30 protein-coding genes are annotated in these 26,332 nt (G+C 40.4%); 12 read left to right on the top strand and 18 right to left on the bottom strand.

The genetic code is table 11. The features are described from left to right. Positions 1 to 61: 61 nt before the first annotated feature. The 7 genes from secG to QVH07_RS00190 form a co-directional block, all read right to left on the bottom strand. Positions 62 to 430, bottom strand: a complete 369-nt coding sequence (secG, locus tag QVH07_RS00220) for a preprotein translocase subunit SecG (protein ID WP_289998086.1) — start codon at positions 428 to 430, stop codon at positions 62 to 64. A gap of 11 nt (positions 431 to 441) precedes the next feature. Next, a complete protein-coding gene (locus tag QVH07_RS00215; protein WP_289998085.1) occupies positions 442 to 1,167 on the bottom strand; it encodes a hypothetical protein in 726 nt (241 codons plus the stop codon). Positions 1,168 to 1,177: 10 nt separating this feature from the next. After that, positions 1,178 to 1,717, bottom strand: a complete 540-nt coding sequence (gene lptE, locus QVH07_RS00210) for an LPS assembly lipoprotein LptE (protein ID WP_289998084.1) — start codon at positions 1,715 to 1,717, stop codon at positions 1,178 to 1,180. Continuing rightward, positions 1,701 to 2,993 (bottom strand): sigma-54 interaction domain-containing protein, encoded by a 1,293-nt coding sequence (locus QVH07_RS00205; RefSeq protein WP_289998083.1) that lies wholly within the window; start codon positions 2,991 to 2,993, stop codon positions 1,701 to 1,703. Before QVH07_RS00205 ends, lptE begins: the two co-directional genes overlap by 17 nt. Further along, positions 2,990 to 4,465: a tRNA (N6-isopentenyl adenosine(37)-C2)-methylthiotransferase MiaB gene (gene miaB / locus QVH07_RS00200; RefSeq protein WP_289998082.1), complete on the bottom strand. Its 1,476-nt coding sequence runs from the start codon at positions 4,463 to 4,465 to the stop codon at positions 2,990 to 2,992. The genes QVH07_RS00205 and miaB overlap by 4 nt, the downstream gene beginning before the upstream one ends. A 65-nt stretch (positions 4,466 to 4,530) precedes the next feature. After that, positions 4,531 to 5,628: a DNA polymerase IV gene (gene dinB / locus QVH07_RS00195; protein ID WP_289998081.1), complete on the bottom strand. Its 1,098-nt coding sequence runs from the start codon at positions 5,626 to 5,628 to the stop codon at positions 4,531 to 4,533. A 99-nt stretch (positions 5,629 to 5,727) separates the two neighbouring features. After that, positions 5,728 to 6,453, bottom strand: coding sequence for a YceI family protein (locus QVH07_RS00190; RefSeq protein ID WP_289998080.1), 726 nt, complete (start codon positions 6,451 to 6,453; stop codon positions 5,728 to 5,730). Positions 6,454 to 6,565: 112 nt separating this feature from the next. On the opposite strand from QVH07_RS00190, the gene QVH07_RS00185 reads away from it, so the two are divergent. From QVH07_RS00185 to QVH07_RS00155, 7 genes are all read left to right on the top strand, one after another. Next, positions 6,566 to 7,084: a gamma carbonic anhydrase family protein gene (locus tag QVH07_RS00185; RefSeq protein WP_289998079.1), complete on the top strand. Its 519-nt coding sequence runs from the start codon at positions 6,566 to 6,568 to the stop codon at positions 7,082 to 7,084. Between the two features lie 126 nt (positions 7,085 to 7,210). Beyond that, a complete protein-coding gene (locus QVH07_RS00180; protein WP_289998078.1) occupies positions 7,211 to 7,708 on the top strand; it encodes a hypothetical protein in 498 nt (165 codons plus the stop codon). Positions 7,709 to 7,805: 97 nt separating this feature from the next. Continuing rightward, positions 7,806 to 8,519: an esterase family protein gene (locus QVH07_RS00175; protein WP_289998077.1), complete on the top strand. Its 714-nt coding sequence runs from the start codon at positions 7,806 to 7,808 to the stop codon at positions 8,517 to 8,519. 38 nt (positions 8,520 to 8,557) lie between these two features. Next, positions 8,558 to 9,514 (top strand): ATP-grasp domain-containing protein, encoded by a 957-nt coding sequence (locus tag QVH07_RS00170; RefSeq protein WP_289998075.1) that lies wholly within the window; start codon positions 8,558 to 8,560, stop codon positions 9,512 to 9,514. A 24-nt stretch (positions 9,515 to 9,538) separates the two neighbouring features. Beyond that, positions 9,539 to 10,654: a carboxylate-amine ligase gene (locus tag QVH07_RS00165; protein WP_289998074.1), complete on the top strand. Its 1,116-nt coding sequence runs from the start codon at positions 9,539 to 9,541 to the stop codon at positions 10,652 to 10,654. A 28-nt stretch (positions 10,655 to 10,682) separates the two neighbouring features. Continuing rightward, positions 10,683 to 11,519 carry a type 1 glutamine amidotransferase gene (locus QVH07_RS00160; RefSeq protein ID WP_435367053.1) on the top strand — a complete coding sequence of 279 codons (837 nt, stop codon included), beginning with the start codon at positions 10,683 to 10,685 and terminating at the stop codon, positions 11,517 to 11,519. A 5-nt stretch (positions 11,520 to 11,524) separates the two neighbouring features. Further along, the gene (locus QVH07_RS00155; protein WP_289998073.1) at positions 11,525 to 12,718 is read left to right on the top strand and encodes a hypothetical protein; all 1,194 of its coding nucleotides are present in this window, start codon (positions 11,525 to 11,527) and stop codon (positions 12,716 to 12,718) included. 7 nt (positions 12,719 to 12,725) lie between these two features. Here the strand turns inward: QVH07_RS00155 and pyrE are convergent, their stop codons facing one another. Beyond that, positions 12,726 to 13,370: an orotate phosphoribosyltransferase gene (gene pyrE, locus QVH07_RS00150; RefSeq protein ID WP_289998071.1), complete on the bottom strand. Its 645-nt coding sequence runs from the start codon at positions 13,368 to 13,370 to the stop codon at positions 12,726 to 12,728. A gap of 97 nt (positions 13,371 to 13,467) precedes the next feature. On the opposite strand from pyrE, the gene QVH07_RS00145 reads away from it, so the two are divergent. Next, positions 13,468 to 14,139, top strand: coding sequence for an NUDIX hydrolase (locus QVH07_RS00145; RefSeq protein ID WP_289998070.1), 672 nt, complete (start codon positions 13,468 to 13,470; stop codon positions 14,137 to 14,139). Here QVH07_RS00145 and coaD read toward each other — a convergent pair. From coaD to QVH07_RS00125, 4 genes are read right to left on the bottom strand one after another with little or no spacing between them, the layout of a single operon-like run. Further along, positions 14,136 to 14,591, bottom strand: coding sequence for a pantetheine-phosphate adenylyltransferase (gene coaD / locus QVH07_RS00140; RefSeq protein WP_289998069.1), 456 nt, complete (start codon positions 14,589 to 14,591; stop codon positions 14,136 to 14,138). The genes QVH07_RS00145 and coaD overlap by 4 nt on opposite strands. Continuing rightward, positions 14,591 to 15,409 (bottom strand): DUF3822 family protein, encoded by an 819-nt coding sequence (locus tag QVH07_RS00135; RefSeq protein WP_289998067.1) that lies wholly within the window; start codon positions 15,407 to 15,409, stop codon positions 14,591 to 14,593. The genes coaD and QVH07_RS00135 overlap by 1 nt, the downstream gene beginning before the upstream one ends. An 11-nt stretch (positions 15,410 to 15,420) precedes the next feature. Continuing rightward, complete coding sequence (locus QVH07_RS00130; protein ID WP_289998066.1) at positions 15,421 to 16,002, bottom strand: hypothetical protein; 582 nt, start codon at positions 16,000 to 16,002, stop codon at positions 15,421 to 15,423. A 49-nt stretch (positions 16,003 to 16,051) separates the two neighbouring features. Continuing rightward, positions 16,052 to 16,561: an NUDIX domain-containing protein gene (locus QVH07_RS00125; protein ID WP_289998065.1), complete on the bottom strand. Its 510-nt coding sequence runs from the start codon at positions 16,559 to 16,561 to the stop codon at positions 16,052 to 16,054. A 14-nt stretch (positions 16,562 to 16,575) separates the two neighbouring features. Here QVH07_RS00125 and QVH07_RS00120 point away from each other — a divergent pair, with 14 nt between their 5' ends. The 4 genes from QVH07_RS00120 (at position 16,576) to tssD (ending at position 20,946) form a co-directional block, all read left to right on the top strand. Continuing rightward, on the top strand, positions 16,576 to 18,012 hold the full coding sequence (locus tag QVH07_RS00120) for an ATP-dependent DNA helicase (protein ID WP_289998063.1): 1,437 nt from the start codon (positions 16,576 to 16,578) through the stop codon (positions 18,010 to 18,012). A gap of 100 nt (positions 18,013 to 18,112) precedes the next feature. Further along, positions 18,113 to 18,508 carry a DUF1573 domain-containing protein gene (locus QVH07_RS00115; RefSeq protein WP_289998062.1) on the top strand — a complete coding sequence of 132 codons (396 nt, stop codon included), beginning with the start codon at positions 18,113 to 18,115 and terminating at the stop codon, positions 18,506 to 18,508. A gap of 132 nt (positions 18,509 to 18,640) precedes the next feature. Next, entirely contained in the window at positions 18,641 to 20,386 is a 1,746-nt protein-coding gene (locus QVH07_RS00110; RefSeq protein ID WP_289998061.1) for an ABC transporter ATP-binding protein, read from the top strand. Positions 20,387 to 20,448: 62 nt separating this feature from the next. After that, positions 20,449 to 20,946 carry a type VI secretion system tube protein TssD gene (gene tssD / locus QVH07_RS00105; RefSeq protein ID WP_289998060.1) on the top strand — a complete coding sequence of 166 codons (498 nt, stop codon included), beginning with the start codon at positions 20,449 to 20,451 and terminating at the stop codon, positions 20,944 to 20,946. Here tssD and QVH07_RS00100 read toward each other — a convergent pair. From QVH07_RS00100 to QVH07_RS00075, 6 genes are read right to left on the bottom strand one after another with little or no spacing between them, the layout of a single operon-like run. Continuing rightward, positions 20,943 to 21,638, bottom strand: coding sequence for an HAD family hydrolase (locus tag QVH07_RS00100; protein WP_289998059.1), 696 nt, complete (start codon positions 21,636 to 21,638; stop codon positions 20,943 to 20,945). The two genes, tssD and QVH07_RS00100, sit on opposite strands and share 4 nt — an antisense overlap. Positions 21,639 to 21,641: 3 nt before the next feature. Beyond that, positions 21,642 to 22,553 (bottom strand): alpha/beta hydrolase, encoded by a 912-nt coding sequence (locus QVH07_RS00095; RefSeq protein ID WP_289998057.1) that lies wholly within the window; start codon positions 22,551 to 22,553, stop codon positions 21,642 to 21,644. Between the two features lie 7 nt (positions 22,554 to 22,560). Then, entirely contained in the window at positions 22,561 to 23,862 is a 1,302-nt protein-coding gene (gene fucP, locus QVH07_RS00090; protein ID WP_289998055.1) for an L-fucose:H+ symporter permease, read from the bottom strand. Continuing rightward, on the bottom strand, positions 23,859 to 24,620 hold the full coding sequence (locus QVH07_RS00085; RefSeq protein WP_289998054.1) for an L-fucose dehydrogenase: 762 nt from the start codon (positions 24,618 to 24,620) through the stop codon (positions 23,859 to 23,861). Before QVH07_RS00085 ends, fucP begins: the two co-directional genes overlap by 4 nt. A gap of 7 nt (positions 24,621 to 24,627) precedes the next feature. Next, positions 24,628 to 25,461, bottom strand: a complete 834-nt coding sequence (locus tag QVH07_RS00080; RefSeq protein WP_289998053.1) for an amidohydrolase family protein — start codon at positions 25,459 to 25,461, stop codon at positions 24,628 to 24,630. Beyond that, positions 25,458 to 26,318 carry a fumarylacetoacetate hydrolase family protein gene (locus tag QVH07_RS00075; protein ID WP_289998052.1) on the bottom strand — a complete coding sequence of 287 codons (861 nt, stop codon included), beginning with the start codon at positions 26,316 to 26,318 and terminating at the stop codon, positions 25,458 to 25,460. Before QVH07_RS00075 ends, QVH07_RS00080 begins: the two co-directional genes overlap by 4 nt. Positions 26,319 to 26,332: the final 14 nt, after the last annotated feature.

The raw sequence follows: 26,332 nt of genomic DNA, 5'->3' as shown, positions 1-26,332 counted from the left end.
AAGTGGACTGAAAATGAAAAAACCTGCTAAAAGCAGGTTTTTTTATGATTTTTTTGGACTCTTAGTTTCCTGTACTGTCCGGAACGGTAAGCTCTGGAATATCTTCAGTTTCTGTTGGGAGTACACTTTCATTTTCTCCAAAAGCCGGAGCAACAACCTGCTGGCTTGCACTTTCAATGTTCGGAGATGAAAATTGATTTGATTCTGGATTCGTGTAGAATGCAGACGAAACCAAGGAAAGAACAAGAATGGCAATAGATAGGACCCAAGTGGCCTTCTCAAGAACATTACCGGTTCTGGTTACACCCATGATTTGGGAAGCACTACCACCGAAAGCAGCTCCAACTCCACCTTTTGAGTTCTGGCCAAGAATCACCAAAATCAGCAATATTGCCAAAACTATGATGACAGAAATAAGAAATACAAACATATTATTGGGTGTTAATCTTTCAGATTTTCAATTAAGTCCGCAAAGTAAGCCTTTTTCTTCGGGAATTTCAACTGAAGTTTCTTATAAATTTTTATTGCTTCAGCCTTCTTGCCTTGGGAAATCATAAGTTTTGCCAGGGGCTCCGAAATCAAATCCTGATTGACATGGGTACTGCTCTCAGCAAGATTTTCATTATTCTGATTTGCTTCGATTTCCTTTATAGTAGCTAATTTGATCGACTTTTTACTAAAGGCTTTGATTAAGTCTCTCTGCTCCAAAAGCTTGGCATCTGCCACTGGCTTTTTTTCCCTTTTCTTGATATTCTCAATGAGCTCATCATTTTTGGGTTTGCGCCTTCTAGCTTTTGTGATTTTTGGCTTGCTCGTACCTTTTATTTCTTCTCCAAGCTTTCTAAGGGATTGCGTTCTCTCAGAGGATTTTAAGTGTGTATTCGCTTCTGGCAAAAGGTCACTAGACTCTTCGGTTTCCTGACGACCATTTGTCTGGTTACCATCAAGAATTTCTTTGAGTAAAGCCCTATTGGAAGTATTCACAGCGGAGAATCCGAGTGATTCTGCATCCTCCGGTTTGCCTTTTCCCATTTCGAATTTTGAAGCCAGAATATGTGGAATAAGGAAATAAGGGAAAGCTTCCTGAAGCTTTGCAATTTTCAAATAATCTGCTTTGCTCAAAGATTTATCACTTTTCGCAAGGGTAAGAAATTGATGCGCGTTCATTTAGAAAGGATTACCAGTTGGCAACGGTAGCCGTGAAAATATCTTGCAATATATTTTCGAAAATCTCCTCAACCAGTTGATTTTCTACATCCAGCAAGGTAACAGATCTTGGGTCATAATCCTGAAAAAAGGAGAAGGTTCTTGTTAGATTTTCTTCTTCATTAGAAGTGTTAATATAATCGACCTCCACGGCAATGGTTAGTCTCATTTGCCCTGCTCTGTCAGGGAGATCAGGATTTCCACTCGATACCGCTGATTGAGGGGTCAGGGAATATCTGGTGATTGCACCTGCAAACTGAAGGTCACCGTTGTTTTGAACTAGCTCCAATCGAGTGTTCCTTTGGTAAAATTCCTTCAACGCTTCCGTGAATCTTTGCTCCATATTGGCAGGGCCACCGCCGGAATCATTGTAAAAGTTTTCTGAAGAAAAGGTCTGGACAATGTCGTAATTAATGGTAGTACCACTAAACCCGTATTGGACAGAGCACCCTGGAAGAGCGAGTAGAGCCAAACAGGATAAAGCAACGGCGATTTTACTGATCGATCTCATATTGCTTGATTTTACGATAAAGTGTCCTTTCGGATATACCTAAATCCTGGGCAGCATACTTTCTTTTATTATTATGCTTCAGCAATGCCTTCAAAATCATTTCTTTTTCCTTTTTCTCAAGGGATAAGGAATTATCATCCTCCTCGTGGACGATATCCTCAATAGATTCATCTTGGTAGTTCGAATCATCCTGATGAGAGGATTTCTTCTGCTCAATTACCAGAGGCATTTGTAGGTTCGGAACCGATGAGTCTGATTTAACAGATAGGCTGGCATTATCCAAATCCTCAAAAAGATCCTGGTGCTTATTCATGATATTTTGACTTAATTCTCCACTTTGATAAGTCTCCAATACCAGTTTCTTTAATTCATTCATATCCTTTTTCATATCGAAAAGGACTTTGTAAAGTAAATCTCTTTCAGAAAAATTGGAAGATTCTGATGAGCCTGTTTTGCCCGTGAGGGCCATAGGCAAATTTGATCGGTCTGCTGGAAGATACTTAGATAGCGTAGCAGCATCCACCTCCCGATTTTGCTCTAACAAGGATATCTGCTCTGCAATATTCTTCAGCTGACGGATGTTTCCCGGGAAACCATAATTGATCAGTAGCTTCTGGGCATCAGGATCTAGTGAAATGGGCTTTACCTTATACTTTTCAGAAAAATCCGAAGTAAACTTTCGGAAAAGGAGAACGATGTCCTCTCCTCGTTCTCTTAGTGGGGGTACAAAAATGGGAACCGTGTTGAGACGATAGTAGAGGTCTTCTCTAAATTTCCCTTTTTCTACTGCCTTGATCAAATTGACATTAGTGGCTGTGATAACCCGAACATCAGTTTTGAGGACTTTAGATGATCCAACTTTGATGAATTCACCATTTTCCAATACCCGGAGAAGACGGGACTGAGTCCCTAAGGGCATCTCACCAATTTCATCCAAAAAAATAGACCCCCCATCAGTCACTTCGAAGTATCCTTTTCTTGCTTCATGAGCTCCGGTAAAAGAACCTTTTTCATGACCAAAAAGCTCCGAATCTATGGTTCCTTCGGGTATAGCGCCACAGTTTATGGCGATGAACTTACCATGCTTTCTCAGACTAAGAGAATGGATGATTTTCGAAAAACTTTCTTTTCCTGACCCACTTTCACCAGTGATCAAAACCGTCATATCGGTTGGAGCAGCCTGAATGGCCACCTCAATCGCATGATTGAGTAGTGGACTGTTTCCTATAATCCCGTAGCGTTGCTTTACACTTTGAATCTCTGAAGCAGTGATCATATTTGAGAAGGATTTATTTCCAGGATATCCCCAAATAGGGTTGCTGCTGTACAATCAGTGATTTTCACTTTAACATAATCACCCTTGTCAAAATCACCTTTTGGTATGATCACCATTTTATTTGCAGAAGTTCTTCCTTTGAACTGTTCATCAGACCTCTTTGAAGTACCTTCGATGAGTATTACCTGCTCTGTTCCTACGTCGAGTTTGTTTCTTTCTAATGAATGCTCGTTTTGCTTTGCGATAATCTCTGAAAGCCGTCGTTTTTTAATGTCCAGCGGAATGTCGTCTTCATATTTTTTTGCGGCCAAGGTTCCTGGTCTTTCAGAGTAAAAAAACATGTAAGAAAAATCATATTTCACGATATCCATCATCGTGAGTGTTTCCTTGTGCTCTTCTTCGGTCTCAGTGCAGAATCCTGCGATCATATCGGATGATATTCCGCAAGAATCACCGAGGATTTCTCGGATTTTGCTAATTCTTTCTAGATACCATTCACGATCATATGTACGATTCATCAGTTTCAGAACTCTTGAATTTCCGCTTTGAACCGGAAGGTGAATGTATTTACAGATATTATCATATTTCTTCATGGTGTAAAGAACTTCATCTGTAATATCTTTGGGATGGGAAGTGGAGAAGCGAACTCTTAGCTTTGGGTCAACCTTGGCAACCATTTCCAGAAGGTTGGCGAAATTATAAACTTCCGAAACTTCATCTTTCCGGTTCAACCTGGCTTTATTATTTTCTTCAGGAGACCACTTGTAACTATCTACATTCTGACCTAGAAGAGTAACTTCTCTGTACCCTTTCTGGAAAAGCTCTCTTGCTTCATTAACAATAGAATATGGGTCTCTGCTCCTCTCTCTTCCACGAGTGAAGGGGACTACGCAAAAGGAACACATATTATCACAGCCTCTCATGATGGAGATAAAGGCGGTTACCCCGTTGGAGTTTAATCTTACTGGGGCGATATCCGCATAGGTCTCCTCTCTGGAGAGAAAAGTATTTACGCCTTTGCTTCCTTCTTCTGCCTGACTTACAAGGTTTGGAAGGTCACGATAAGCATCAGGCCCTACTACCACATCCACGATTTTTTCTTCCTCTAGAAGCTTATCCTTCAGCCTTTCGGCCATACAACCCAAGACACCGACAGTCATTTCCGGTTTGGTATTTTTCAAGGCATTAAACTGACTCAACCTTTTGCGCACAGTTTGCTCAGCTTTGTCTCGTATCGAACAGGTATTTAGGAAAATCACATCAGCCTCCTCAAAACTTGAGGTAGTATCAAAACCGTTTTCCTTCATAATGGAGGCTACTATCTCTGAATCAGAAAAATTCATTTGGCAGCCGTAACTCTCTATGTAAAGTTTTTTGCTTTTGCCGGTAGATTCATCCTCTGTGGTCTTGAAATCACAAGCTTGTGCCTCCTCAGCGGTAATTATATCTATGTCCTTGATTAAGTTTTCCATTCTCCTTGGTTCATTGCGGTTGCGAAATTAATAAAATACCGACAAAATGGCAGGCTTGAGTTTGATTATTTGTCCTCTTTGTTTCCTCTAAATGGTAAATCTAACTGCTTTCCAAAGTGAATTCTCTCTTCTGTCAAATTCAAATTCGAAACACCCGCTCCAAGCAATCTGACAGGCATTTTTAAAGGCTCCTGATTAAGTAAGTCGAAACTTATATTCCTTAAAGTTTGAAAATCTGGGTACTGGTCTATCGTCCGGCTCCTAGTTTGAATAGTGTAATCTGAATATTTGATTTTAATGGAAATGGTACGGCCATTTATTCCGCTCTTTTTTAATCTCCGGATTAGCTCATCTAAAATTTTTGACATTGCTTTATTTATTTCCTCGGATTCAAAGATGTCCTTGGCGAAGGTGTTTTCAGCACTAACAGATTTTCTTATTCGGTTTGGTTGCACTTCTGACAGATGAACTCCTCTGACAATATTGAAATAATGGAGACCTGATTTACCGAATTTGGAGGTTAAAAATTGCAAGGAAAATTGTTTTAAATCAGCTCCAGAATGAATTCCAAATGAATGCATTTTCTCGGCAGTCACTTTACCGATTCCAAAGAACTTTTCGATTGGAAGTCTTTCCAGAAATTCTTCTGCATGCTCTGGAAGGATCACCGCCTGACCATTCGGTTTATTGAGATCTGAGGCAGTTTTTGCCAGGAATTTGTTGTAAGAAACACCGGCGGATGCATTTAGGCCGGTTCTCTCTTTAATGTCTTCTCGAATTTTTCTTGCGATATAGATAGCAGACTTAAAACCTTTCTTGTTTTCGGTCACATCCAGAAATGCTTCATCTAGAGATAGAGGCTCTACTAAGTCTGTAAACTCGTAAAAGATCTCCCTTATTTCTAAACTGATTTCCTTGTAGCGATCAAAACGTGCTTTCGCAAAGATTAGATTTGGACATTTCTTTGCTGCCAAAATAGAAGACATCGCAGACCTTACCCCATACTTCCGAGCCTCATAACTAGCCGCAGCAATTACACCTCTTTCAGCATTGCCACCTACCACCAAAGGCTTATCCCTCCATTCCGGATGGTCAAGTTGTTCTACAGATGCATAAAACGCATCCATGTCCACGTGAATGATTTTCCTCAGATCCTGATTCAAGCTGTTATTTGAAATAGTAGTATAAGTTAAAATGAGCCAAGGGCAAAAAAAAAGCGATGAGAAATCTCATCGCCTTTAATTCATTGTGGGTAGTGTTTATTAAAGTGCTTTGAAGTCCAATTCTACAGACACTGTGTTGTATATGAACTGGTCTTTTGCTTTGTCAACAGCGGTGGACTCATCACCGTAAGACAAGCCCCAATCAGTTCTGTCAATGTTGAATCCGGCTTTTGCCATCACTGCTCCGTTTGACATAGAGACTGCTGCTGGAAACTTAATGTTTTTAGTAGTTCCTCTCATAGTTAAATTTCCACTGATCCAATGAGTAGGTGCTTCTGGTGAAAGTTCAGAAGAAGCTAATGGGGTGTTGTCAGTTTCAAACTGCTCCATATCCTCTACCATATCACCAGCCGCGAAAGGTTCTACCCCGGTGATCTCAAAAGTAGCAGTTGGGTGATTAGCGGCATCAAAGAAGTCATCAGACTGTAAGTGCCCCCAAAGCTTTCCATAATTTTCAGATCCTTCTTCAAGGTCTTCAATCTTCAAGCCTGTAATATCGAAGGTAAATGTACCTCCCGTGATGTCAGACCCTTGTACTGCGATAGATCCTTCTGTCGCTGGTATTTTACCATAATGCTGACCAGTAGGTTTGTAACCTCTCCAGGCAATGGTAGTAGCATCTTTATCTATAGTAAGGGTCTGTCCCTCTGCTTCTGCTACCTCTTGAGCTTCAGAAGTTTCTACGGTTGATTCAGTGGACTGTCCACAGGCAAAAACTAGCATAGCTGCTGCTACGAAAAGTCCTGATTGCTTTAATACTTTCATAATGTTGATTTTTTTTCTAGTTTGATGTATAGACATGGAAACTAATAAAATTTGAAAAAGTTCATGTTTTGAAAAAAAATATCACATTTATAATCTAATCAATTTGATCCCTATGGCACTAATTAAAGAAGTTCGTGGTAAGAGTCCTAAGTATGGTAATAACTGCTGGTTTGCTGAAAATGCCACCATCGTGGGAGACGTAGAGATGGGTAATAATTGTACGGTTTGGTTCAATGCCGTGGTAAGAGGTGATGTCCATGAAATAAGAATAGGGGATGACAGTAATATTCAGGATGGTGCAGTGATTCATTGTACCTATCAAAAGGCAGGGACTTACATAGGTAAGCGTGTTTCCATTGCTCATAATGCAATAGTACATGGATGTACCATTCATGATGATGTTTTAATAGGTATGGGGGCAATTGTGATGGATGGGGCGGTGATTGAATCAGGTTCTATAGTAGCTGCGGGTGCAGTGGTCCTGGCAAATACGCGTGTCCGAGCAGGTAAAATTTTTGCAGGCATGCCCGCAAAGGAAGTGAAGGAAATTGGAGATGACATGAAGGCGGTTATTCAGAGAACAGCTGAAAATTATCCCAAATACGCGAAGTGGTTTCAGGATGAAACCTAACTTTTATTAAATCAAAATATTTTAAAAATTGCTTTTTATATCTATTTTTTTGATTTTTACCCTTGTTTTGTACAACGAAGTCCTTGATTTGTCGTAGTTTAATCATGGTCTTACATTATTTTTATTATGTACCGAATTGATTTTTTTAATGGGAAGGGGTTCGTTTGGGTTCTGGTTTTACTCTTTATTCTCTTCAATATTTTGCTCACTAGAACAATGCCTGCTGATTTGGTCTTGGACCTAAGGTTCCTGTACACTCCCGAAATTCTATTTGATTCCCTATCGAAGATGGGAGAGTCCGGTAGGGAACAGTATTGGAAGGGAATTATTTACCTGGATATGCCCTACATTCTAGTTTACACCTATTTGTTTTGTCGTATCCTAAAAAACCTCTGGTCTGGCTCTCAGCTTTATTACCTCACAATTGGGGTAGCATTTGCAGACTTATTCGAAAATCTTTTGATGCTTTATCATATCCAGACCTTTCCGGAAATTTCAGAGTTTTTAGGGTATTTGACCTCACTATTCACTTCCCTAAAGTGGATCATGGTGGTAAGTATGTTTGGACTGATAATTATCGGTCTGGTCCGAAGAGTTTTCTCAAAGCAGTTGAAAGCAAGCTAAATCTTAGTATTTTTCTATCTGGTATTGCAAAGTCTTCAGAAAAGTAGACCTTTGCAAACTTATTCATATTCACGGATTTAGCCGATCTTAAAAACACATGAAAGAGGAGTATTTTAAGTGGTTTTCACCACATCTTCAAAGAGATGTTCAAATGCTTGCTTTTGGACACGCAGGATATCCAGTTATCGTTTTTCCTACTTCTCAGGGATCATTTCACGAAAATAGAGATATGGGGCTTATTGGTTCTGCCAGTTGGTTCATAGAGCAAGGACTGGTTAGGATCTACTGTCCGGAGAGCAATGATGCTCAAAGCTTTTACAATAAAAATATCCATCCTCATGATCGCATTCAGAATCATGTGGCTTATGACAAAATGATTTGTCATGAAATCGTGGAGCGAGTACGATTAGACACTGCTGTAGCAAAAGTGGTCGTGGCAGGAGGAAGCTTTGGCGGCTATCATGCCGCTAACTTCGCATTCAGACATCCTGGTTACGTGAGTCACATGTTCAGTATGTCAGGGGCCTTTGACATCAGGAATTTTATGGATGGGTATAATCATGATGATATTTACTATAATAATCCTTTAGAATTTCTTCCAAATCTCCAGGACCATGAACTTTGGAACATGGATATAGTGCTTGGTACATCAAATTGGGATATTTGCTTTGATGCAAATCTTAAAATGCATGAAGTACTTAAAAAGAAAGGATTACCTCACTGGTTAGATGTGAGGCAGGATCAGGAACATGACTGGCCTTTGTGGATGGAGATGTTTCCACATTATTTGTCAAGAATTAAGTTCAATTAATCAGCATAAAGAATACGAACGTTTTATATTAGCAGACTATGAAAAAAGTTGGAATACTCTTTGGCATGGAGGATACTTTTCCCCAGGCCTTTATCGATCGAGTGAATGAGCTGGATGGAAAGAAAATTGTAGCAGAAGCAGTACAAATTGACAAGGTAGTTCAAAATCAACTTTCCGATTATGCGGTAATCATTGATCGGATTTCTCAGGATGTTCCTTTTTATCGAGCGTATTTGAAGAATGCTGCTCTTACCGGAACTGCCGTTATCAATAACCCATTTTGGTGGAGTGCTGACGATAAGTTTTTTAATAATGCTCTGGCAGATCAGCTTGGTGTGCCACTACCGAAAACGGTTCTTTTGCCCTCAGCTGAGCATCCTGACGATACCACTGCCAAGTCTTTTAGAAATTTAAAAGCACCTTTGGATTGGGATGGGATGTTTGAATACATAGGGTTCCCAGCCTATATGAAACCTTATGCCGGTGGTGGATGGAAGAATGTCTACAGATTAGAAAATAAAGAGGAGTTTTTTGCAAAACACCCAGAAACCGGACAGCTAGTGATGCTCCTTCAGGAGGAAATTGTCTTCGACGAATATTTCCGAGTTTACTGTCTGGGAGGCAAGGCCGTGAGAATCATGGAATATGAGCCAAGAAACCCTCATCATTTAAGATATGTGGTGGATAGAGCGCCTTCTTCAAAGAAATTACTTTCTACGGTAACTAAGTATACCAAAACCCTTTGTCAAGGGTTAGGATATGATTTTAATACAGTTGAGTTTGCAGTAAGAGATGGTATTCCTTATGCTATTGACTTTGGAAACCCTGCTCCAGACGCCGATGTGAATTCTGTAGGTCAGGAAAATTTTGAATGGGTGGTAGAAGAAGCAGCTAGAATGGCTATTCGATATGCAAAAGCTCAAAAACCAGGACAGATGAACTTGACCTGGGGTACATTTATGCGAGATGCTGTAGATCAGACGAAAAGATTTTAAGATTAAAACCTCAAAACCGGACTCATGAAATCCGAAAAGAAACTTCCCGTATTTACTCTTGGAGTAGAAGAGGAATATCAGATCATTGATCCTGAGACAAGGGATTTAAGGTCTCATATGTCCAAAATCGTGGAGGGAGGTAAAATTCATCTTCGCGAACAGGTGAAGGCAGAAATGCATCAATCTGTGGTAGAGGTAGGTACGAATATTTGTCAGAACGTAGCCGAGGCAAGAAAGGAAGTAAGCTTTCTTCGAAATCAGGTCGGAGAGCTAGCTGCTCGTCAGGATCTAAAAGTAGGCTCAGCAGGTACCCACCCCTTTTCTAAGTGGCAGGACCAGCAAATCACAGATGATGAGCGATATCATCACATTGTGAATGAGCTGAAGGATATAGCGAGATCTAACCTGATTTTCGGTCTTCATGTCCATGTAGGGATAGAAGATAGACAGACTGCTCTTCAAATAATGAATCAGGCCTGCTACTTTCTTCCTCATATCTATGCACTTTCAGCCAATAGTCCCTTTTGGGAGGGCAGAGATACAGGTTTTAAGGCTTTTAGAGCAAAGGTATTTGCAAAATTCCCGAGGACGGGGCTTCCGGAATACTTTGATTCTGTCCAGTCTTACGATAATTATCTCGAAACACTCGTAAAGACTAAGTGCATTGATAACCCAAAGAAAATCTGGTGGGATTTGAGGATGCATCCCTTCTTCAGTACCATTGAATTTAGAATTTGTGATGTTTGCCTTACGGTAGATGAAACGATTTGTATCACTGCTCTAATTCAGGCAGTGGTGGCAAAATTATATAAGCTCATGATGAGCAATACAGGGTTCAATATTTATAGAATTGCATTGATCCGTGAAAATAAGTTTCGGGCAGCTAGATATGGCTTGGATGGCCAGATGATTGATTTTGGAAAGAAAGAGGAAGTACCTACCAAAGACCTGATCATGGAGTTACTAGATTTTATCGATGATGTAGTGGATGAATTAGGTAGCCGGGAAGAGGTGAATTATGTACATGAAATCTTAAAAAACGGTACAGGAGCTGACCAGCAACTGAAGGTTTACGAGGAAACTCAGGACCTTACTAAGGTGGTGGACTATATCACAAGTAAATTTCAAAAGGGAATTTAATTCTCTATAAAAATCAAATTTTCGATAAATCAGCGTGAATAGAAGTAAATTAAAGTTGGCGATTTTGGACATGTATGATGGCGAGCCTAACCAAGGCATGCGTTGTATCATTGAAATTGTCAATCGATTCGAAAGTGATCTTGAATTCAAGATTTTTGATGTTCGGGGAAAAGCTGAAATACCCGAAATCAGGGAGTATGACCTTTTTATTTCAACCGGTGGGCCAGGAAATCCATTGGAAGGAGATAATCACTGGGACCTGAAATTTTTTGATTTTCTGGATCAAATATGGATTTGGAACCAGAATCACCACGAGAAAAAACATATTCTTTTTATTTGTCATTCCTTCCAGATGGCTTGCAAGCATTTTGGTCTGGGAGAGATATCCAAGAGGAAATCTACCTCATTCGGGGTGATGTCTGTCCATAAGACGCTAGAAGGAATGGATGACCCGTTGTTAATGGGTCTTGACAACCCATTTTGGGCAGTTGATAGTAGGGATTTTCAGGTTTTGAAACCGAATAAAAAGAAGTTCAAGCTTCTGGGTGCCAAAATTATTTCATTGGAAAAAATCAGGGATCATGTCCAATATGAAAGAGCAATTATGGCCATCCGATTCTCAGATGAAATGGTAGGTACTCAGTTTCACCCAGAAGCTGACCCTGAAAGCTTTTTAGCTCATTTGAAAAAGCCGGAGGTACGTGAAAAAATTATAGCCGCCAAAGGAAAAAGGAAATTCAGAACCATGCTAGAGCATCTGGTAGATGAGAGCAAAGTTTATAAGACTAATGAAATTCTGATTCCGAACTTTTTAAGAAATGCTATAGAAAGTATCCGGGAAGAAAAAATTAAAGCCCTGACTTAAATTTTATGATTTCAGACTATCGAGATAAATTCAATCAGGCCTTTTCAAAAGAAAAGTATCAGGCCGTGCTTGATAGTATTGCAGCTGATTTTGGGCATTATCCCACATTCAGAGTAGCTGAGACTCCATTTTTTGTAAATAAAAAGCTTAAGGAGCAGCTTTTACAAGCAAGCGAAGAAATTGTCTCATTTATTTCAAAGCCTGATTTTAAAGAACTCACCCAACCGGCTTTGGACCTCACCATGGACGTAGAGGGTGAAGGAGACCATACAAAATTTCTTGCTATTGATTTCGGAATTTGCAAAAGTGAAGATGGGAGTCCGATTCCAAAATTGATTGAAGTTCAGGGATTTCCAACCATTTTTAACTTTCAAAAAAACCTTTTTGAAAAGTTTAAGGCCGTTTATCCTATGCTTGAGGATTTCACGCCCTATTTGAATCGGCATGATGCTGAGTCCTACACTGAAATGTTAAGGAAAGTCGTGCTAAATGGATATCAGCCGCATGAAGTTATACTACTCGAAATTGATCCTAAAAACCAGAATACACGAATAGATTTCGACTATGCCCAACGTGATCTTGGCATTGAAGCAATCTGTGTGACCGAGGTAATTAAAGAAGGAAATAAACTTTTTTACCTCAACCGGGATGGGCTTAAAACCCGCATTAAGAGAGTTTATAATCGGGTGATTTTTGATGAGTTACATGCCAGGACGGATCTGGAGATGAACTTTAACTTTACTGATTCACTAGAAGTAGAGTGGGCTGGACACCCTAATTGGTACAATAGGATTTCGAAATTTATTCTTCCATATCTGCAGGGACCTTATTTTATAGAGTCAAGATTGCTCAGTACAATTTCCACCATTCCTGATGACCTGGAAAATTACGTTTTGAAACCTCTGTTCAGCTTTTCTGGGTCAGGGGTGATTTTTCATGTGACACCAGAACATTTAAGAAGCGTGAAGCATCCTGATCAGTATATGCTTCAGCGCAAAGTCGAGTACCTTCCCATTCTTCAATCTCCTACAGGAGGAGTGAAAGCCGAGATACGTATTTTTGCGATTTGGCCTGAATCAGATTTAAAACCAACGATCATTGGGAACCTCGTAAGACTCAGCCGTGGTGAAATGATAGGCGTAAAGTTTAATAAGGATAAGGACTGGGTAGGAGGTTCTATCGGGGTTTTCGAGAAATAATTTATTCTTAGGGATTCCAGGATGAGGGATCCTTTCTCCATTCACTCAGAGAATTCAGAACATTTTCATCAATATATTTTCTGGTCACGGCTCTTGGGAGCATTGCTTCATAATGGCAAAGGCAAATAAGATCGATGCCAGCTTCTTCAAAGTTTTTGGCAGCTAAATCAAATCCATAGCTGAAAATAGCAACCATTCCCATCACCTCGAATCCGGCATCCTTCAGATCTTGGGCTGCTTTCAGGGAACTACCTCCAGTGGAAACCAAATCTTCGACCACTACGACTTTTTGACCAGGAGTTATCTTTCCTTCTATCATATTTTCCATTCCATGTCCCTTTGGCTTTGAGCGGACATAAATAAACGGGAGGTCAAGGTCATTCGCTATCAGTGCTCCCTGAGGAATTCCAGCGGTAGCGACACCAGCAATACTTTCTGCATGCGGCCAAAAGTGCTGAACAGCCCTTACTAAGTTTTCTTTTATTAAGTTTCTGACTTCCGGATAGGATAAAGACAGACGGTTATCACAATAAATTGGGGATTTCCAACCTGATGCCCATGTAAAGGGTTTTTCAGGCTGAAGTCTTATGGCTTCAATTTCTAGTAATTTATCTGCTACCTCAGCAGCTACGGTCTTATCTAAAATTTGCATGATCAAAAATAAGAGATATTGACTTCCGATCTTTTGTGATGGGGTATTTTTTTATGCATTTTTACCTGCCTCGAAACTTTGAACAGAGCACTGAGATATGCGGATTTTCGTAAATGACAAGCCATTGGATATTGTCAGTCATAAAAAACTAGATCCAACAAAGAATTATGTCAAAGGGAAACCCATAGAGCAATACACTCCTGAGAGTGTAGATCTTAAGAATCACTTACTTTTTGAGGAACCCGGCGAGGATGAAATCATCAGAATTCTATATGCTTTGCGAACTGGAAGACTGAAAAAGCTTAAATCCGTGACTATCGTTTCTTCTCAAAAACGAGAAAAGATAAACTTTGTCAAAAGCAGGTTTCAGATCATCAAAGCAGCAGGAGGAGTAGTCCAGGACGAGAAGGGGTTCCTATTGATACACAGATTTGGAAAGTGGGATTTCCCCAAAGGAAAATTTGAGAAAGGAGAGAGCCCAAAAGACTGCGCTGTAAGGGAAGTGGAAGAAGAATGCGCTATTTCCGCAAAGGCTTTCGATAGAATCTGTAAAACTTGGCATACCTACACCAAGGACCGAAAAAGTATTCTAAAGCTCACTTATTGGTATGATATGATCTGTATTTCTGATGAAGGTATGAAGCCTCAGAAGGAAGAAGGAATCGATGATATCAAATGGATGAGCAAGAAAGAAGTGAAGGTGGCATTAAAGGATTCGTATCCATCCATGAGGTACCTTTTTAAGAAGGTAATAGGGGAAGAATACTAAAGCTCGTAAGGCAGAAACTCCGCTACTTTGCCACCAAAGCGATGAACCTCCCGAATTATCGTAGAACTTATGGCGGCAAATTCCGGAGAAGTAATAAGAAATACGGTTTCTAATTCTTCATTCAAATACCTGTTCATTTGGCTGATGGTATTTTCGTATTCAAAATCCGTGGTATTTCTTAACCCTCTCACTAAAAACTGAGCTCCATGTTCTTTGGATACCCTTGAAGTAAGGTCATTGTAAACCAAAACTTCTACCTCAGGAATATCCGCATAGACAGATTTTATTTTTCCCACCATTAAATCAATATCAAAATAGCGGTTCTTTTTGGTGGAATTATATCCTATTCCAATGATCACCTTGTCAAAAAGTTCAAGACTTCTCATCACGATGTCATGGTGACCTTTAGTAAATGGGTCGAACGAACCAGGGAAAATGGCGACTTTATTCATTACTCATCAAATTGCCAAAAAGCCTCCAAGAAACCAAAATCCTTTACCGACTCAAGCCCATTTGCCAAGTTTTGCTTTGGCCTTGGTTCTAGTTCTGAGAAATACTTAAAATACTGCTTACCCCAGTCTTCTGAAGTGTTAATTCCATCACTCTTACCTAAAATATTGATGCGCACGTGCATGGGATTGTACCCATGCTGGGCAATAAGAGCCCTGGGATATTTGATTAGGTCTTCTTGCTCATTCAAATCAAACACACCAAAAGAAACTAACTCCTGATCAGTAAAACAGGCGCCATATAGCTTGTTTTCTACCATGTTTAGAATCACCTCCTGCCCAAGCAGGTTTCCTTTTTGATTCATAATGTAGTCCAGAAAACTGGCACATCCATGATGAAAAGTTATCTGATCAAAGCGAGAAGAAAAAGTATCACGAATTTCCTTGTCTATACTTCCAATCAAATACATCTTTCCACCTTCTATTGGTGATGAGAATGCGATCTGTTCTGAACCCCCATCAGAAAATTTCAGATAAGTGTCTTCTTCTCCTTTCACATAAAGTGAACCTGGGACCAAGACAAAATTAGAGAGGTGATTAAATACCTTGATCGGAACCTTTATGTCCCCTATAGGACTTTGGTCAAGGTTTGAGAATAAATCCGAACTATTAGTGCGCGGAAATCTGAAGGCAGCCTTTATGGTTCGGTTTTTATCATGGACAAAAACCAAAAGGCTATTGGGATATATAAAAAGCGATAAGCTTTCTGCATCTGATACATCAAACTTATCGCTTTTAAATTCTTTGAAAGACGTTTCCAATGGTCTGGAGGTTATTTCCAGTTTCCTTCGGTAGAAGCGTCTGTTCGAGAACCTACTTTAAGAGCTTTCTCATTATTGTTAAGTTGTCTCTCAGGGTTAATTGGGGCAGGATCTCGGATTTCAAAAACATTAACATCGTAAGAGTTTCTTTCGATTTTATCGGCAAAGAATTCAAACATTTTTCCTCCTGAAGCTGGCACTACTGCAAGTGCTTCAAGATTGAAGTCAGGATATTTCGTTTCGTTGAACAGAGAATCAATTACTGGAACGGAACCCAGGGTGTCAAATTCAACAGTGATCTCTTCCTTACCATATTCCAAAAGCTTGGTGGTCTCTGTTCTTTGAACGATCCAGATCTGACCAGTTTCGATAAAGGTTTTTAAAGAGTCCCAAGTGCTGGCATATTTCCCGTTTGAAGCTTGATAAGCCAACTGTGCGTCTCTTAGCATTTGGAGTTTTTCGATAATCGCAGCTTCGATTCGGGCAATTCTCTTCTCTTCTTCTACGACATCATTTACACCTTTCCATAGAAGGTATCCAAGGCCAATGGCCACGACAAAGAAAACTAGGGATAAAACTTTAGTAAGGTTCATTTTAGTTGATGTTTAAAATCTTGTGGGTTCGTGGTTTTTTTAGAACGTGCTATTTTATAGAAATATTCTCAAAATTAAAATATCCTGTCCACTTTCCTATGTCATCCATGTAATTAATTGCCCAAAACATCTGATGTAAGTTCATTTTTGGGATTTCTTTTAGGTCTGAGATACTCATCCAACGTAAATCCATTAATATTTGCTCATTGCTTGATAATTCGGGGTCTACTCCCAATTCTGGATTCCCATTAATTAATTTAACTTCGAAAAAGTGCTCCATAGCGTGAAGAGGAGGTTGAAGAAATTCATGTACACACAAGTACTTTCCCACTTCTATCTCAAGTCCTGTTTCTTCTAAAAACTCTCTTTCAAGGTTTTTTTTGGCATTTTGACCGTAAATCATTCCTCCTCCTGGTACCGACCAGAATTCTCTGTCCTCACTCATCTCGTGGTTGATCATTAGAATTTTATCTTCATGAATCAATACTCCATTGACCCGGCTTCTAAGCCGATGACCAAATTTCGATTCGATTTTTTTTCCAATGTTATCCTCCGCCATTTACCTTCGTGATCATGTCTAAAGATAGGGAACCATTTGATTTGCCTTCGGCGTATTTAAGGAAAAAATTCCCTTTTAGCCCTACGGCTGGACAAAGCAGCTTTTTCAAGGCCATGGATCATTTCTTTAGTTTGGATCCCAAAGAAAAGCCCACCTTCATTCTCAGGGGATATGCAGGAACAGGTAAAACCACTCTGATTTCTGCATTGGTTCAAATTCTGTCCCGTTTTCAGATTAGACCTATGCTATTGGCTCCCACAGGGCGTGCAGCCAAAGTCATGAGTAATTACAGTGGTCGTGGTGCGTATACCATTCATAAAATTATTTATAAGCCTATGGGAGAGGATGGCACTCTTTCCTCGGGCTTCACCCTCCAAAAAAATTATTACAAAAAGACCCTTTTCATTGTGGATGAGTCTTCCATGCTTTCGGATGATGGAGGAATGTCAGGCTCATTGTTGGGAGACCTGATTCGATATGTCTTCATGGGCGAAGAAAACAGACTTCTTTTAGTAGGTGATTTAGCGCAGCTTCCTCCAGTGGGCTCCATTCTTAGCCCAGCTTTGGATTCAGGTTATCTTCAGAGACAGTTTTGCTTGAAAGCAGAGCAAATGGAACTTAAAGAGGTAATGAGACAAAGGCTAGAATCCGGTGTTCTTGCAAATGCCACTGATTTAAGAAATGAGCTATCCAATAAAACGCCTAAGGTTTCTCTGAAAACGAGAGGATTCAAAGATATCTTCAGAATGACCGGTGAAAGACTTGAAGACGGGTTACGATATGCTTATGACAAATACGGTAATGAAAACACCGCAATCATTACCCGATCGAATAAAGCTGCGGTTCAATACAATCAGTACATACGACGGCAGATTCACTTTTTCGATGAAGAAATCGATAGCGGGGACCTCATAATGATTGTAAAGAACAATTATACTTTCATGGAGGAATCGGAACGTGTGAGCTTCTTGGCCAATGGAGATATGGCTGAGGTCATGAAGATTCGGAGGTTTGAAGAATTATACGATTTGCGTTTTGCAACCCTTGAGCTCAGGCTGCTTGACTATCCTGAAGAACCCCACTTTGAAGCCAAAGTGATTTTAGATACCCTTTATAGCCCATCTCCGGCTTTGACTGTAGAACAGTATCGAAACCTTTATAAGCAGGTTTCGGAAGACTATGCTGATGTAGAAAGCAAGACTGAGAGAAAGCAGCTAATTCGGAAAGACCCGTATTTAAATGCGCTTCAAATTAAGTTTGCTTATGCTTTGACCTGTCATAAGGCGCAGGGTGGTCAGTGGGACGCAGTTTTTGTAGATCAGGGATATGTTCCTAAAGAACAAGTGGATAATGATTTTATTCGTTGGCTGTATACTGCCATGACACGTGCCAAGGAGGAATTATTTCTTGTTAATTTTGCTTCTACCTTTTTTCAAGAGAAATCCAATTAAGGGACTTTAACAATTACATTTTCGAGCCTATGGCAGGATTTATGTTATTTTGAAGACAACTTAAAAAGTTGAATATTTGACCAATAAAAGAAAACAAGCCATGAAAAAAATAGCCCTTCTATCCATTTTCACTTTTGCTGTCATTATCAGCGCTAGTGCTCAGGAAGCTGCTACAGGTGCAGTTATCGAATTTGAAGAGAAATCAAAAGACTTCGGAGACATTACTCAGGGAGACAAGGTGTCTCATACCTTTACTTTGACCAATTCAGGATCAGCACCATTAATTATCTCTAATGTTGCTGCAACTTGTGGTTGTACTGTTCCTAAGTGGCCAAAAGAGCCAATTGCTCCAGGTGAGACCGCACAGGTTCAGGTATCCTTCAATTCTGCAGGAAAAATGGGTAAGCAAAATTCCGTGGTTAGGATTTACTCCAATGCCTCAGAGCCTATTGAGAAGATTTCTTTGATCTCAAATGTGCTTCCAAAGTCTAATTAAAAGACTATAGTTTTATCGAGAGCCCTGGCATAATAGTCAGGGCTTTTTTGTTTTTAGAGGGAAAATACTATAAAACAAGACCGCTTTTGAACCGGGACGCTCAGGATAAGGTTTCTCTTAAAACCCATCAATATGTCTGAAAAGAAAGAAAGAAAAGTTACGATCGGCAAGGTGTTTAAGACCATTATCTGGCCTAGAAGGAAACACTTATTTCTTGGTTTGATTTTGATTGTAATAAGTAGGCTCGCCAGTTTGGTTTTACCTGGAGCCAGTAAGATACTGATCGATGATGTCATACCATCAAACGATCTGACCATGCTAAAATGGCTCATCGGCGGTGTGGTTTTGGCCATAGTCATACAAGCAACCACTTCTTACGCTTTGACGCAAATTTTGAGTGTGGAGGCACAAAATCTGATTTCAAAACTCAGATCACAAGTTCAGGCTCACATTATTAAGTTACCCATTAGGTTCTTTGATAATGCAAAAACCGGTGAATTGGTCTCAAGGATAATGACTGATGTGGAGGGTGTGAGAAACTTGGTTGGGACAGGCTTTGCTCAGATGATCGGGGGGATTCTTACAGCGGTGATTTCATTATTCCTGTTAATTAGCATCAGTCCCCTGATGACTCTTTACGTTTTGGTACCGGTAATCATTTTTGGGCTAGTTTCCCTAAAAGCCTTTGGCCGAATAAGACCAATCTTCAGAGAGAGAGGAAAGCTTAATGCTGAAGTGACTGGCCGTCTGACTGAAACCCTTGGTGGCATTCGGGTAATCAAGGGTTTCAATGCAGAGCAGCAAGAGGTGAAAATATTTGAGGACGGAGTAGAAAGGCTATTTCAGAATGTGAAATCAAGCCTTACGGCCACCAGTTTGGTTACTTCTGCCGGAGCTTTGCTTTTAGGGCTTGCATCAGCTGGAATTATGGGGATCGGTGGCTATATGATTATGCAGGGAGATATGACTTTTGGGGATTTTCTAGCATTCACACTCTACTTGGGTTTTATGATTGCACCCATCGTCCAAATGTCCAACATCGGTAGTCAGCTTACTGAGGCTTTTGCTGGACTTGATCGAACGGAAGAAATCATGAACACTCCTCTCGAGTCCGATGACCTGGAGAGGGTAAATGATCTCAAGGATTTTAAGGGTGACATACAATTTCAAAATGTATCCTTCGCATATGAAGAGGGTAAAGAAGTGGTTAAGGGAGTAAGTTTTCTAGCCCCTTCCGGCTCCGTGAATGCATTGGTCGGCTCATCAGGCTCGGGAAAAACAACAATTGCTGGACTCGCCGCTTCATTCCTTAACCCTGATTCAGGTACCGTTTATTTGGATGGGTTTGATCTCAGAACAGTTACACTGGAATCTTATCGCTCTCGACTTGGGGTGGTCCTTCAGGATGATTTTCTTTTTGAAGGAACCATTCGCGAAAATATCCTTTTCCCAAGACCTGATTCTTCGGAAGACGAACTTCTAAACGCAGTGAAGTCTGCCTACGTCAATGAATTCACCGAGCGTTTTGAGGAGGGTTTAGATACCTTGATAGGAGAAAGAGGAGTGAAACTTTCAGGTGGACAAAGACAAAGAATTGCCATAGCCAGAGCTATTCTTGCGGATCCTAAGATTTTGATTTTGGATGAAGCTACTTCAAACCTGGATACCGAATCGGAGACTTTGATTCAGGCGTCCCTTACTGAGCTCATGAAAGGTAGAACCACATTTGTAATTGCCCATAGGCTAAGCACCATTCGACAGGCGGATCAGATTCTGGTTATCGAACATGGGAAGATTGCAGAAACGGGTAACCATGAGGAGCTCATAGAAAGAAGGGGTAGATATTACCAGCTTTATACCTATCAGGCCAGAATCTAAGGAAGCGAAATCTATCATCCGAATTTTGTATCTTCTGCTTTTAACCAATAATTTTTATCGTTATGGCTCAGGATTTTGATATTAAATTTATTGATCACAGCGGAAATCCAATTGAAGGCTCATGTGAGCAAGTGGGAAGAGAAGGTACTTCTCTGGCCAATGCTTTTGAATACTCGGTAAGCAGACCTATAGATGCCACATCCGGCAAATCAACGGGTAGAAAGATTCATGAACCGGTCAAAGTTTGGAAGGAAGTGGATAAGGCAACTCCAATTATAAAGCAAAATGCATATGATGGAAGAGTATTTCATGAAGTGATCATTCGTTTTTGGAGGCCTTCTATGGATGGTACAAGCGATATTTTTTACACCTGTACACTCCGCGGGGCAAGGATAGTTTCTCATTCTACACAGCAGTTACATAACCAATTTGAAGGTGCAGTAAACATAAGCGTACCCCTTTTTGAAGTGATTGAGCTTTCCTTCGAAAGTATAGATTGGAACTATGCGAGCGAGGGATTAAGTGCACGTGACAAGTGGAACAGTGCCAGAAGATCTTAAGTCATTTCAGAAATTAAGTCAAATACCTCCGATAATTTTTCGGCCTCTCTAAAATTTGGATGTTTGACTTCATGTTCTATTCTTTCATGGACCCATGTGATATGAAATGGGATATGAATGGCGTGTCCTCCCAGATCAAGTACAGGAAGAATATCGGATTTGAGGCTATTTCCCACCATCAAAAATTGTTTGGGAGCTATGTCCAGGTGTTTTACTAACTTTTGGAAATTGGCAGTCTTTTTCTCACTCATTATTTCAATGTGATGGAAATACTTTTCCAAACCTGATTTCTTTAGTTTTCTTTCTTGATCCAGTAAATCTCCCTTTGTGGCCAATACAAGACGGAAATCCCCATTCAATTTTTGTAGAAGTTCTTCAACTCCTGGGAGTAATTCCACAGGTTTTGCCAGCATATCCCTTCCGATTTGAATGATGCTCTGAATCATCTGATCGGGAAGGTTATTCGATGTGATTTCCATGGCAGTTTCAATCATGGAGAGCATAAAACCCTTAATACCGTAACCGTACACCGGAAGGTTGGTTATTTCACGGGTGTATAATTCCTTTAGGCTAGAATGTACGGGAAGATAGTCCTCGAGCAAGGAGGCGAATTTTTCTTCCGCTTCTCTAAAAAATGGCTCATTGACCCAAAGTGTGTCGTCCGCATCAAAAGCTATGGTTTTAATCTTCATCGATTAATTGTTTTTAAGCCAGGAAATCAATTCCATTCGCCAATTTTCCACAGTTCCTTTCCCGATCCCAAAAGCAAATCCATGCCCTCCGCTAGGATAGAGGTGCATAGTTGCAGGGACTCCGTTTTCCACCAAAGATTGATAGTATAAAATACTGTTTCGAACAGGTACAGCCATATCATCTTGAGCATGGACTAAGAAGGTAGAGGGGGTTTTGTCAGTAACATTGATTTCCGCAGAAAACCTATCCTGGAGTTCAATACTTGGATTCTTTCCGATCAGTGCCTCTTTAGATCCGGAATGGGTTGATGCATCCCTGAAGGAGATTACCGGATAAACTAATATTGAAAAATCCGGTCTGGCTGAAAGCTTATCAATATCATCTTTTTCTAAATCGAGTTCAAGCTCATATTGAGTGCTCAGCGTACTAGCGAGATGCCCTCCAGCTGAAAATCCCATAACCCCAATTTTATCTGGGTCTATTCCCCATTCTTTAGCATGATGTCTGACCAATCGAATTGCCCGCTGAGCATCGAGCAATGGCACTTCTTCTGGACTTGATTGAGATTTCGGATCAGGAAGCCTGTATTTCAAAACAATACCTGTTATTCCCTCTGAATTAAACCACTTGGCAAAATCTGACCCCTCCCAGTCATAGGCTAAAATCCTATATCCTCCACCAGGTAAAATCAAAACAGCCTGGCCATTTTGAATCTGCTTTGTGGGGAAATAAACTTCAATCTCCGGGATTTGAACCTTACTTATCCTTAAAATTCCTTCCTGGGTTCTTTCTTCTTCGGAGTTTAGATTTGATTGAAGTGGTGGCATTCCTTCCCAAAGTGGAAGTTTTAAATCTTGACCAAAGGCGCTTAAAACAAAGGAGTTAAGGAATAAAAGGAGTATAATTCTTCGCATGATATAATTAATTTTTTTTCACCCGTAAACTGAAAAGCAAAACCATCAAAAAACAGAAAAAAGGCAAAATGAATGAGAAATTAACTTCAGGGACTCCTAGAATTTGAAGGTCATCATAGTTGCTTCCTCCGAGATCAAGAATCATTCCCTGAAGAGTAGGCATGATCGCACCACCTACAATAGCCATTACTAAAAAGGCAGCAGCAAATTTGGAGTCATCTCCCATGCCTTCCAGGGCAATCCCATAAATGGTAGGAAACATTAATGACATGGCAAATGAGATTCCTACTAAGCTGTAAAGCCCAGTTAAGCCTGGCAAGAATATCGCTCCAAGTGTAAACGCCATGGCAAGCAAAGAGAATATGGCTAAAAGCTTTGTTGATGAAATGTAGCGTAATAACCAGGTGCAAATCCAGCGACCTATCAGGAATACCACCAAGGCAGCATATCCATAGTTCACGGCAGAGGCATTCGAAATTCCGAGCACTTCAGCATACTGATAGATGTAGGTCCAAACCATAATTTGTGCACCTACATAAAACATCTGAGCGAAGGTGCCCTCAACAAAGTTTCTGTTCTGAAAAAGCCTTTTGATGGTGGGCCAAAAGTCAATTTTTACTCCATTCTCCTTATTTTCTGGCATTTTGGCTAGGGCAATAATTACTAGGATTCCAATCACTACCAAACCAAGAATTACATAAGGGTTACGTATAACCATGAGATCTGCTGAACGGATGACAGCTTTAGCCGAATCATCAAGACTCTCAAAAATGATCACTCCATTTTCATCCGTAGCATTTGATTGTAAGGAGTTGAGAATAAATTGTTTTGCAACAAAAAGCCCGGCCAACGCTCCCATTGGATTAAAAGCCTGAGCTAAATTTAACCGCTGTGTGGCCGTCTCTTCGGGGCCCATTGAAAGAATATATGGGTTTGCAGTGGTTTCTAGGAAAGCAAGTCCAAAAGTGAGAATGTACAGAGAGGCAAGAAAGAACCCATAGCTTTCCCATGCGGCAGCAGGGTAAAAAAGAAGAGCTCCAAACCCGTAAAGGCCTAGTCCTAAAAGAATTCCTGTTTTGTAAGAATATTTTTTAATGAATATGGCTGCAGGCAAAGCCATGGTAAAATAACCACCGTAGAAAGCAAGCTGTACAAAGGAGGCTTGCGTATTATTTAGCTCTAAAACCCTTTTAAATGCTGCCACCATTGGGTTGGTGATATCATTCGCAAATCCCCATAGCGCAAATAGCGAGGTGATTAGAATAAATGGAATGAGTAATTCCTTTGGAACCAGGGAGGCTTTTTTCATAGTGATCGATCTAGGTGGGTGTAGCCACCATCCACAAAAAGATGCTGGCCTGTGATATGACTGGCTCTTTTAGAAATCAAAAAAAGAACTGTGGAGGCGATTTCTTCAGGTTTAGTGAGACGTTTTTCCAGTGGAATTTTAGATGACACCTCTTTAAGTTTTTCATCTGGATTTTCGAAAGAAGCAAGCCATTGCTGATAAAGTGGAGTATCCACCTCCGCAGGAATCACCGCATTGACCCGAATAGAGAAGGGGAGAAGCTCCACCGCCCATTCTCGTGTAAGCGCCAGAAGTCCACCTTTGGAGGCAGTATAGCCTGATGTTGAGCCCTGCCCGGTAACTGCTGTCTTACTGCTAATATTCACAATGCTGCCTTTGGTTTTTTTCAGGTGAGGCAAAGCAAAGTGAATGAGGTCATAGCAATGGGTCAGGTTCTTTTCAAGAGAAGCCCTGAATAGCTCTGGACTGCCTTCCATCAAACCGACCTGATCATTGATTCCGGCATTATTGATAATCGCATCAATTCGACCAAAACGTCGAATAATCTCAGAAACTGAAGCTTCCGAATCCTTCGGTTTTACAAGTTTCCTTTGAATAAACATTCCTGGTTTATTCTCCAGATTTTCACCTTCCCTGACATTAGGATCAATCACTACCGGAATGCCACCTTCTTCGATAACCAGGTCGGTTGTGGCAGCTCCGATTCCCTGAGATCCTCCCGTGATAATGATTACTTTGTCCTTCAGGCCCAGATCCATAGACTACTTATTTATTATCAATTTTATAAAAGCTTTTTGCTGTCCCCCCGAAAATTGCCTCTTTCTCATCCTTTGAGAGTTGATTCGAAAATTCCTCCACAATGCCATAGACCTTCTCGTATGTCCCCGCAAGGGTACAAACAGGCCAATCACTTCCGAACATTAATCGATCAGGTCCAAACAATTCAAGGGCAATGTCCATGTAAGGGCTCAACTGTTCTTGACTCCATTTCGGCCAATTTGCCTCAGTAACCATTCCGGAGATCTTACAAAAGAGATACTCTCGATCTGCTAGCCTAGCCATCTTCTTTTTCCACTCCTTCCACTCTCCTGATTTAATTTTTGGCTTGGCCAAATGATCAATTACCATTGGTTTTTCGGGACTGGACTTCACTAATTCCTGGATAGAATCTAGCTGGTGTTCAAAAATCAGAATATCATATCTGTACCCTTTATTTAGGATAATTTTTAATCCCTTTTTAAAACCTTCACATAGAAAAAAGCTAGAATCCTTTGCCTGTAAAACCTCTCTAAAACCTTTTAAATCAGTGGTTTGACTGTATTTAACTAAATTTGATTCGAGATTTTGGTCGAATAGTTTTATCCAACCGACTACCCCCAGAATTTTGGGGTTCTCTTTGGCTAATTCTAATAAAAAATCTGTTTCAGCCAGACATTCTCTTGCTTGCACTGCTACCGATCCATCAATGCCATGATCCTCTAGAATTGAATCAAGATCTTTTGGTAAAAAGGATTTTGCAATCACACTCATTTCAGAGGTGATCCAATCGTATTCGATTGGGTCATACTCCCAAAAATGTTGGTGTGCATCTATTTTCATGCCTCAGGGTCTTCCATAGCAATTTGTCTAGCCTTCCCCAGTCCTTCAATACCCAATTCTATAACATCCCCCTTTTCCAGATAGGTTGGAGGATTTAAGCCCATTCCTACCCCTGAAGGTGTGCCTGTAGAAATAATATCTCCCGGCAGCAAAGTCATGTATTGGCTGAGGTGTTCTATAATCGTAGGGATATCAAAAATAAGGTCAGAGGTATTGCTGTCCTGAAGTATTTTTCCATTTAACTTTAGCCAAAGTCTTAAATTATGTGGGTCAGGAATTTGGTCCTTGGTCACTAAAACAGGGCCTAGAGGAGCAAAGCTATCAGCGCTTTTCCCTTTCACCCATTGTCCTCCATGATTAAGTTGAAAGTCTCTTTCGCTCACATCATTGTGAACAGCATATCCGAGTACATAATCCATGGCATCAGCTTTGGAAACGTATTTGGCCCTTTTTCCAATGATTACTGCTAACTCGACTTCCCAATCCGTTTTTTTCGAGTTTTTAGGTATTAAAATCGGATCGAAAGGTCCAGATAAGGAAGATGAGGACTTCATGAAAACAATGGGAATGGTCGGTACATCCATTCCTGCCTCTTGAGCATGTTTAAGGTAATTGAGCCCTATGCAGATAATTTTAGAAGGTCTGGCGATTGGAGACCCGATTCTCGCATTCGCAGGAACTTGGGGTAGGTTTTCTTTTTGACTGATCAGCCAGTCATTGAGTCTATTTAAGCCATCATTGGCAAAGAAATGTTCGTTCCAATCTTCTCCAAATGATGAGCAATCCAGATTTAAACCATTTTCATCTTGAATCCCAGGCTGCTCACTTCCAAAATCTCCAAATCGAATAAACTTCATAGCAATAGATTATA

Source organism: Algoriphagus sediminis (genome assembly GCF_030403435.1).
Taxonomy (GTDB): domain Bacteria; phylum Bacteroidota; class Bacteroidia; order Cytophagales; family Cyclobacteriaceae; genus Algoriphagus; species Algoriphagus sediminis.
This window is presented reverse-complemented; position numbering and strand designations above follow the sequence as displayed.

What these genes read in the sequence shown, in the direction of transcription:
- QVH07_RS00145 (WP_289998070.1), top strand. Translation starts at nt 13,468, where the DNA reads ATGCGGATTTTCGTAAATGACAAGCCATTGGATATTGTCAGTCATAAA.
- QVH07_RS00185 (WP_289998079.1), top strand. Translation starts at nt 6,566, where the DNA reads ATGGCACTAATTAAAGAAGTTCGTGGTAAGAGTCCTAAGTATGGTAAT.
- QVH07_RS00165 (WP_289998074.1), top strand. Translation starts at nt 9,539, where the DNA reads ATGAAATCCGAAAAGAAACTTCCCGTATTTACTCTTGGAGTAGAAGAG.
- QVH07_RS00115 (WP_289998062.1), top strand. Translation starts at nt 18,113, where the DNA reads ATGAAAAAAATAGCCCTTCTATCCATTTTCACTTTTGCTGTCATTATC.
- QVH07_RS00170 (WP_289998075.1), top strand. Translation starts at nt 8,558, where the DNA reads ATGAAAAAAGTTGGAATACTCTTTGGCATGGAGGATACTTTTCCCCAG.
- lptE (WP_289998084.1), bottom strand. Translation starts at nt 1,717, where the DNA reads ATGAGATCGATCAGTAAAATCGCCGTTGCTTTATCCTGTTTGGCTCTA.
- QVH07_RS00120 (WP_289998063.1), top strand. Translation starts at nt 16,576, where the DNA reads ATGTCTAAAGATAGGGAACCATTTGATTTGCCTTCGGCGTATTTAAGG.
- QVH07_RS00125 (WP_289998065.1), bottom strand. Translation starts at nt 16,561, where the DNA reads ATGGCGGAGGATAACATTGGAAAAAAAATCGAATCGAAATTTGGTCAT.
- pyrE (WP_289998071.1), bottom strand. Translation starts at nt 13,370, where the DNA reads ATGCAAATTTTAGATAAGACCGTAGCTGCTGAGGTAGCAGATAAATTA.
- coaD (WP_289998069.1), bottom strand. Translation starts at nt 14,591, where the DNA reads ATGAATAAAGTCGCCATTTTCCCTGGTTCGTTCGACCCATTTACTAAA.
- secG (WP_289998086.1), bottom strand. Translation starts at nt 430, where the DNA reads ATGTTTGTATTTCTTATTTCTGTCATCATAGTTTTGGCAATATTGCTG.
- QVH07_RS00110 (WP_289998061.1), top strand. Translation starts at nt 18,641, where the DNA reads ATGTCTGAAAAGAAAGAAAGAAAAGTTACGATCGGCAAGGTGTTTAAG.
- QVH07_RS00155 (WP_289998073.1), top strand. Translation starts at nt 11,525, where the DNA reads ATGATTTCAGACTATCGAGATAAATTCAATCAGGCCTTTTCAAAAGAA.
- tssD (WP_289998060.1), top strand. Translation starts at nt 20,449, where the DNA reads ATGGCTCAGGATTTTGATATTAAATTTATTGATCACAGCGGAAATCCA.
- QVH07_RS00100 (WP_289998059.1), bottom strand. Translation starts at nt 21,638, where the DNA reads ATGAAGATTAAAACCATAGCTTTTGATGCGGACGACACACTTTGGGTC.
- QVH07_RS00095 (WP_289998057.1), bottom strand. Translation starts at nt 22,553, where the DNA reads ATGCGAAGAATTATACTCCTTTTATTCCTTAACTCCTTTGTTTTAAGC.
- QVH07_RS00075 (WP_289998052.1), bottom strand. Translation starts at nt 26,318, where the DNA reads ATGAAGTTTATTCGATTTGGAGATTTTGGAAGTGAGCAGCCTGGGATT.
- QVH07_RS00175 (WP_289998077.1), top strand. Translation starts at nt 7,806, where the DNA reads ATGAAAGAGGAGTATTTTAAGTGGTTTTCACCACATCTTCAAAGAGAT.
- QVH07_RS00180 (WP_289998078.1), top strand. Translation starts at nt 7,211, where the DNA reads ATGTACCGAATTGATTTTTTTAATGGGAAGGGGTTCGTTTGGGTTCTG.
- QVH07_RS00080 (WP_289998053.1), bottom strand. Translation starts at nt 25,461, where the DNA reads ATGAAAATAGATGCACACCAACATTTTTGGGAGTATGACCCAATCGAA.
- QVH07_RS00205 (WP_289998083.1), bottom strand. Translation starts at nt 2,993, where the DNA reads ATGATCACTGCTTCAGAGATTCAAAGTGTAAAGCAACGCTACGGGATT.
- QVH07_RS00190 (WP_289998080.1), bottom strand. Translation starts at nt 6,453, where the DNA reads ATGAAAGTATTAAAGCAATCAGGACTTTTCGTAGCAGCAGCTATGCTA.
- fucP (WP_289998055.1), bottom strand. Translation starts at nt 23,862, where the DNA reads ATGAAAAAAGCCTCCCTGGTTCCAAAGGAATTACTCATTCCATTTATT.
- QVH07_RS00085 (WP_289998054.1), bottom strand. Translation starts at nt 24,620, where the DNA reads ATGGATCTGGGCCTGAAGGACAAAGTAATCATTATCACGGGAGGATCT.
- QVH07_RS00130 (WP_289998066.1), bottom strand. Translation starts at nt 16,002, where the DNA reads ATGAACCTTACTAAAGTTTTATCCCTAGTTTTCTTTGTCGTGGCCATT.
- QVH07_RS00215 (WP_289998085.1), bottom strand. Translation starts at nt 1,167, where the DNA reads ATGAACGCGCATCAATTTCTTACCCTTGCGAAAAGTGATAAATCTTTG.
- miaB (WP_289998082.1), bottom strand. Translation starts at nt 4,465, where the DNA reads ATGGAAAACTTAATCAAGGACATAGATATAATTACCGCTGAGGAGGCA.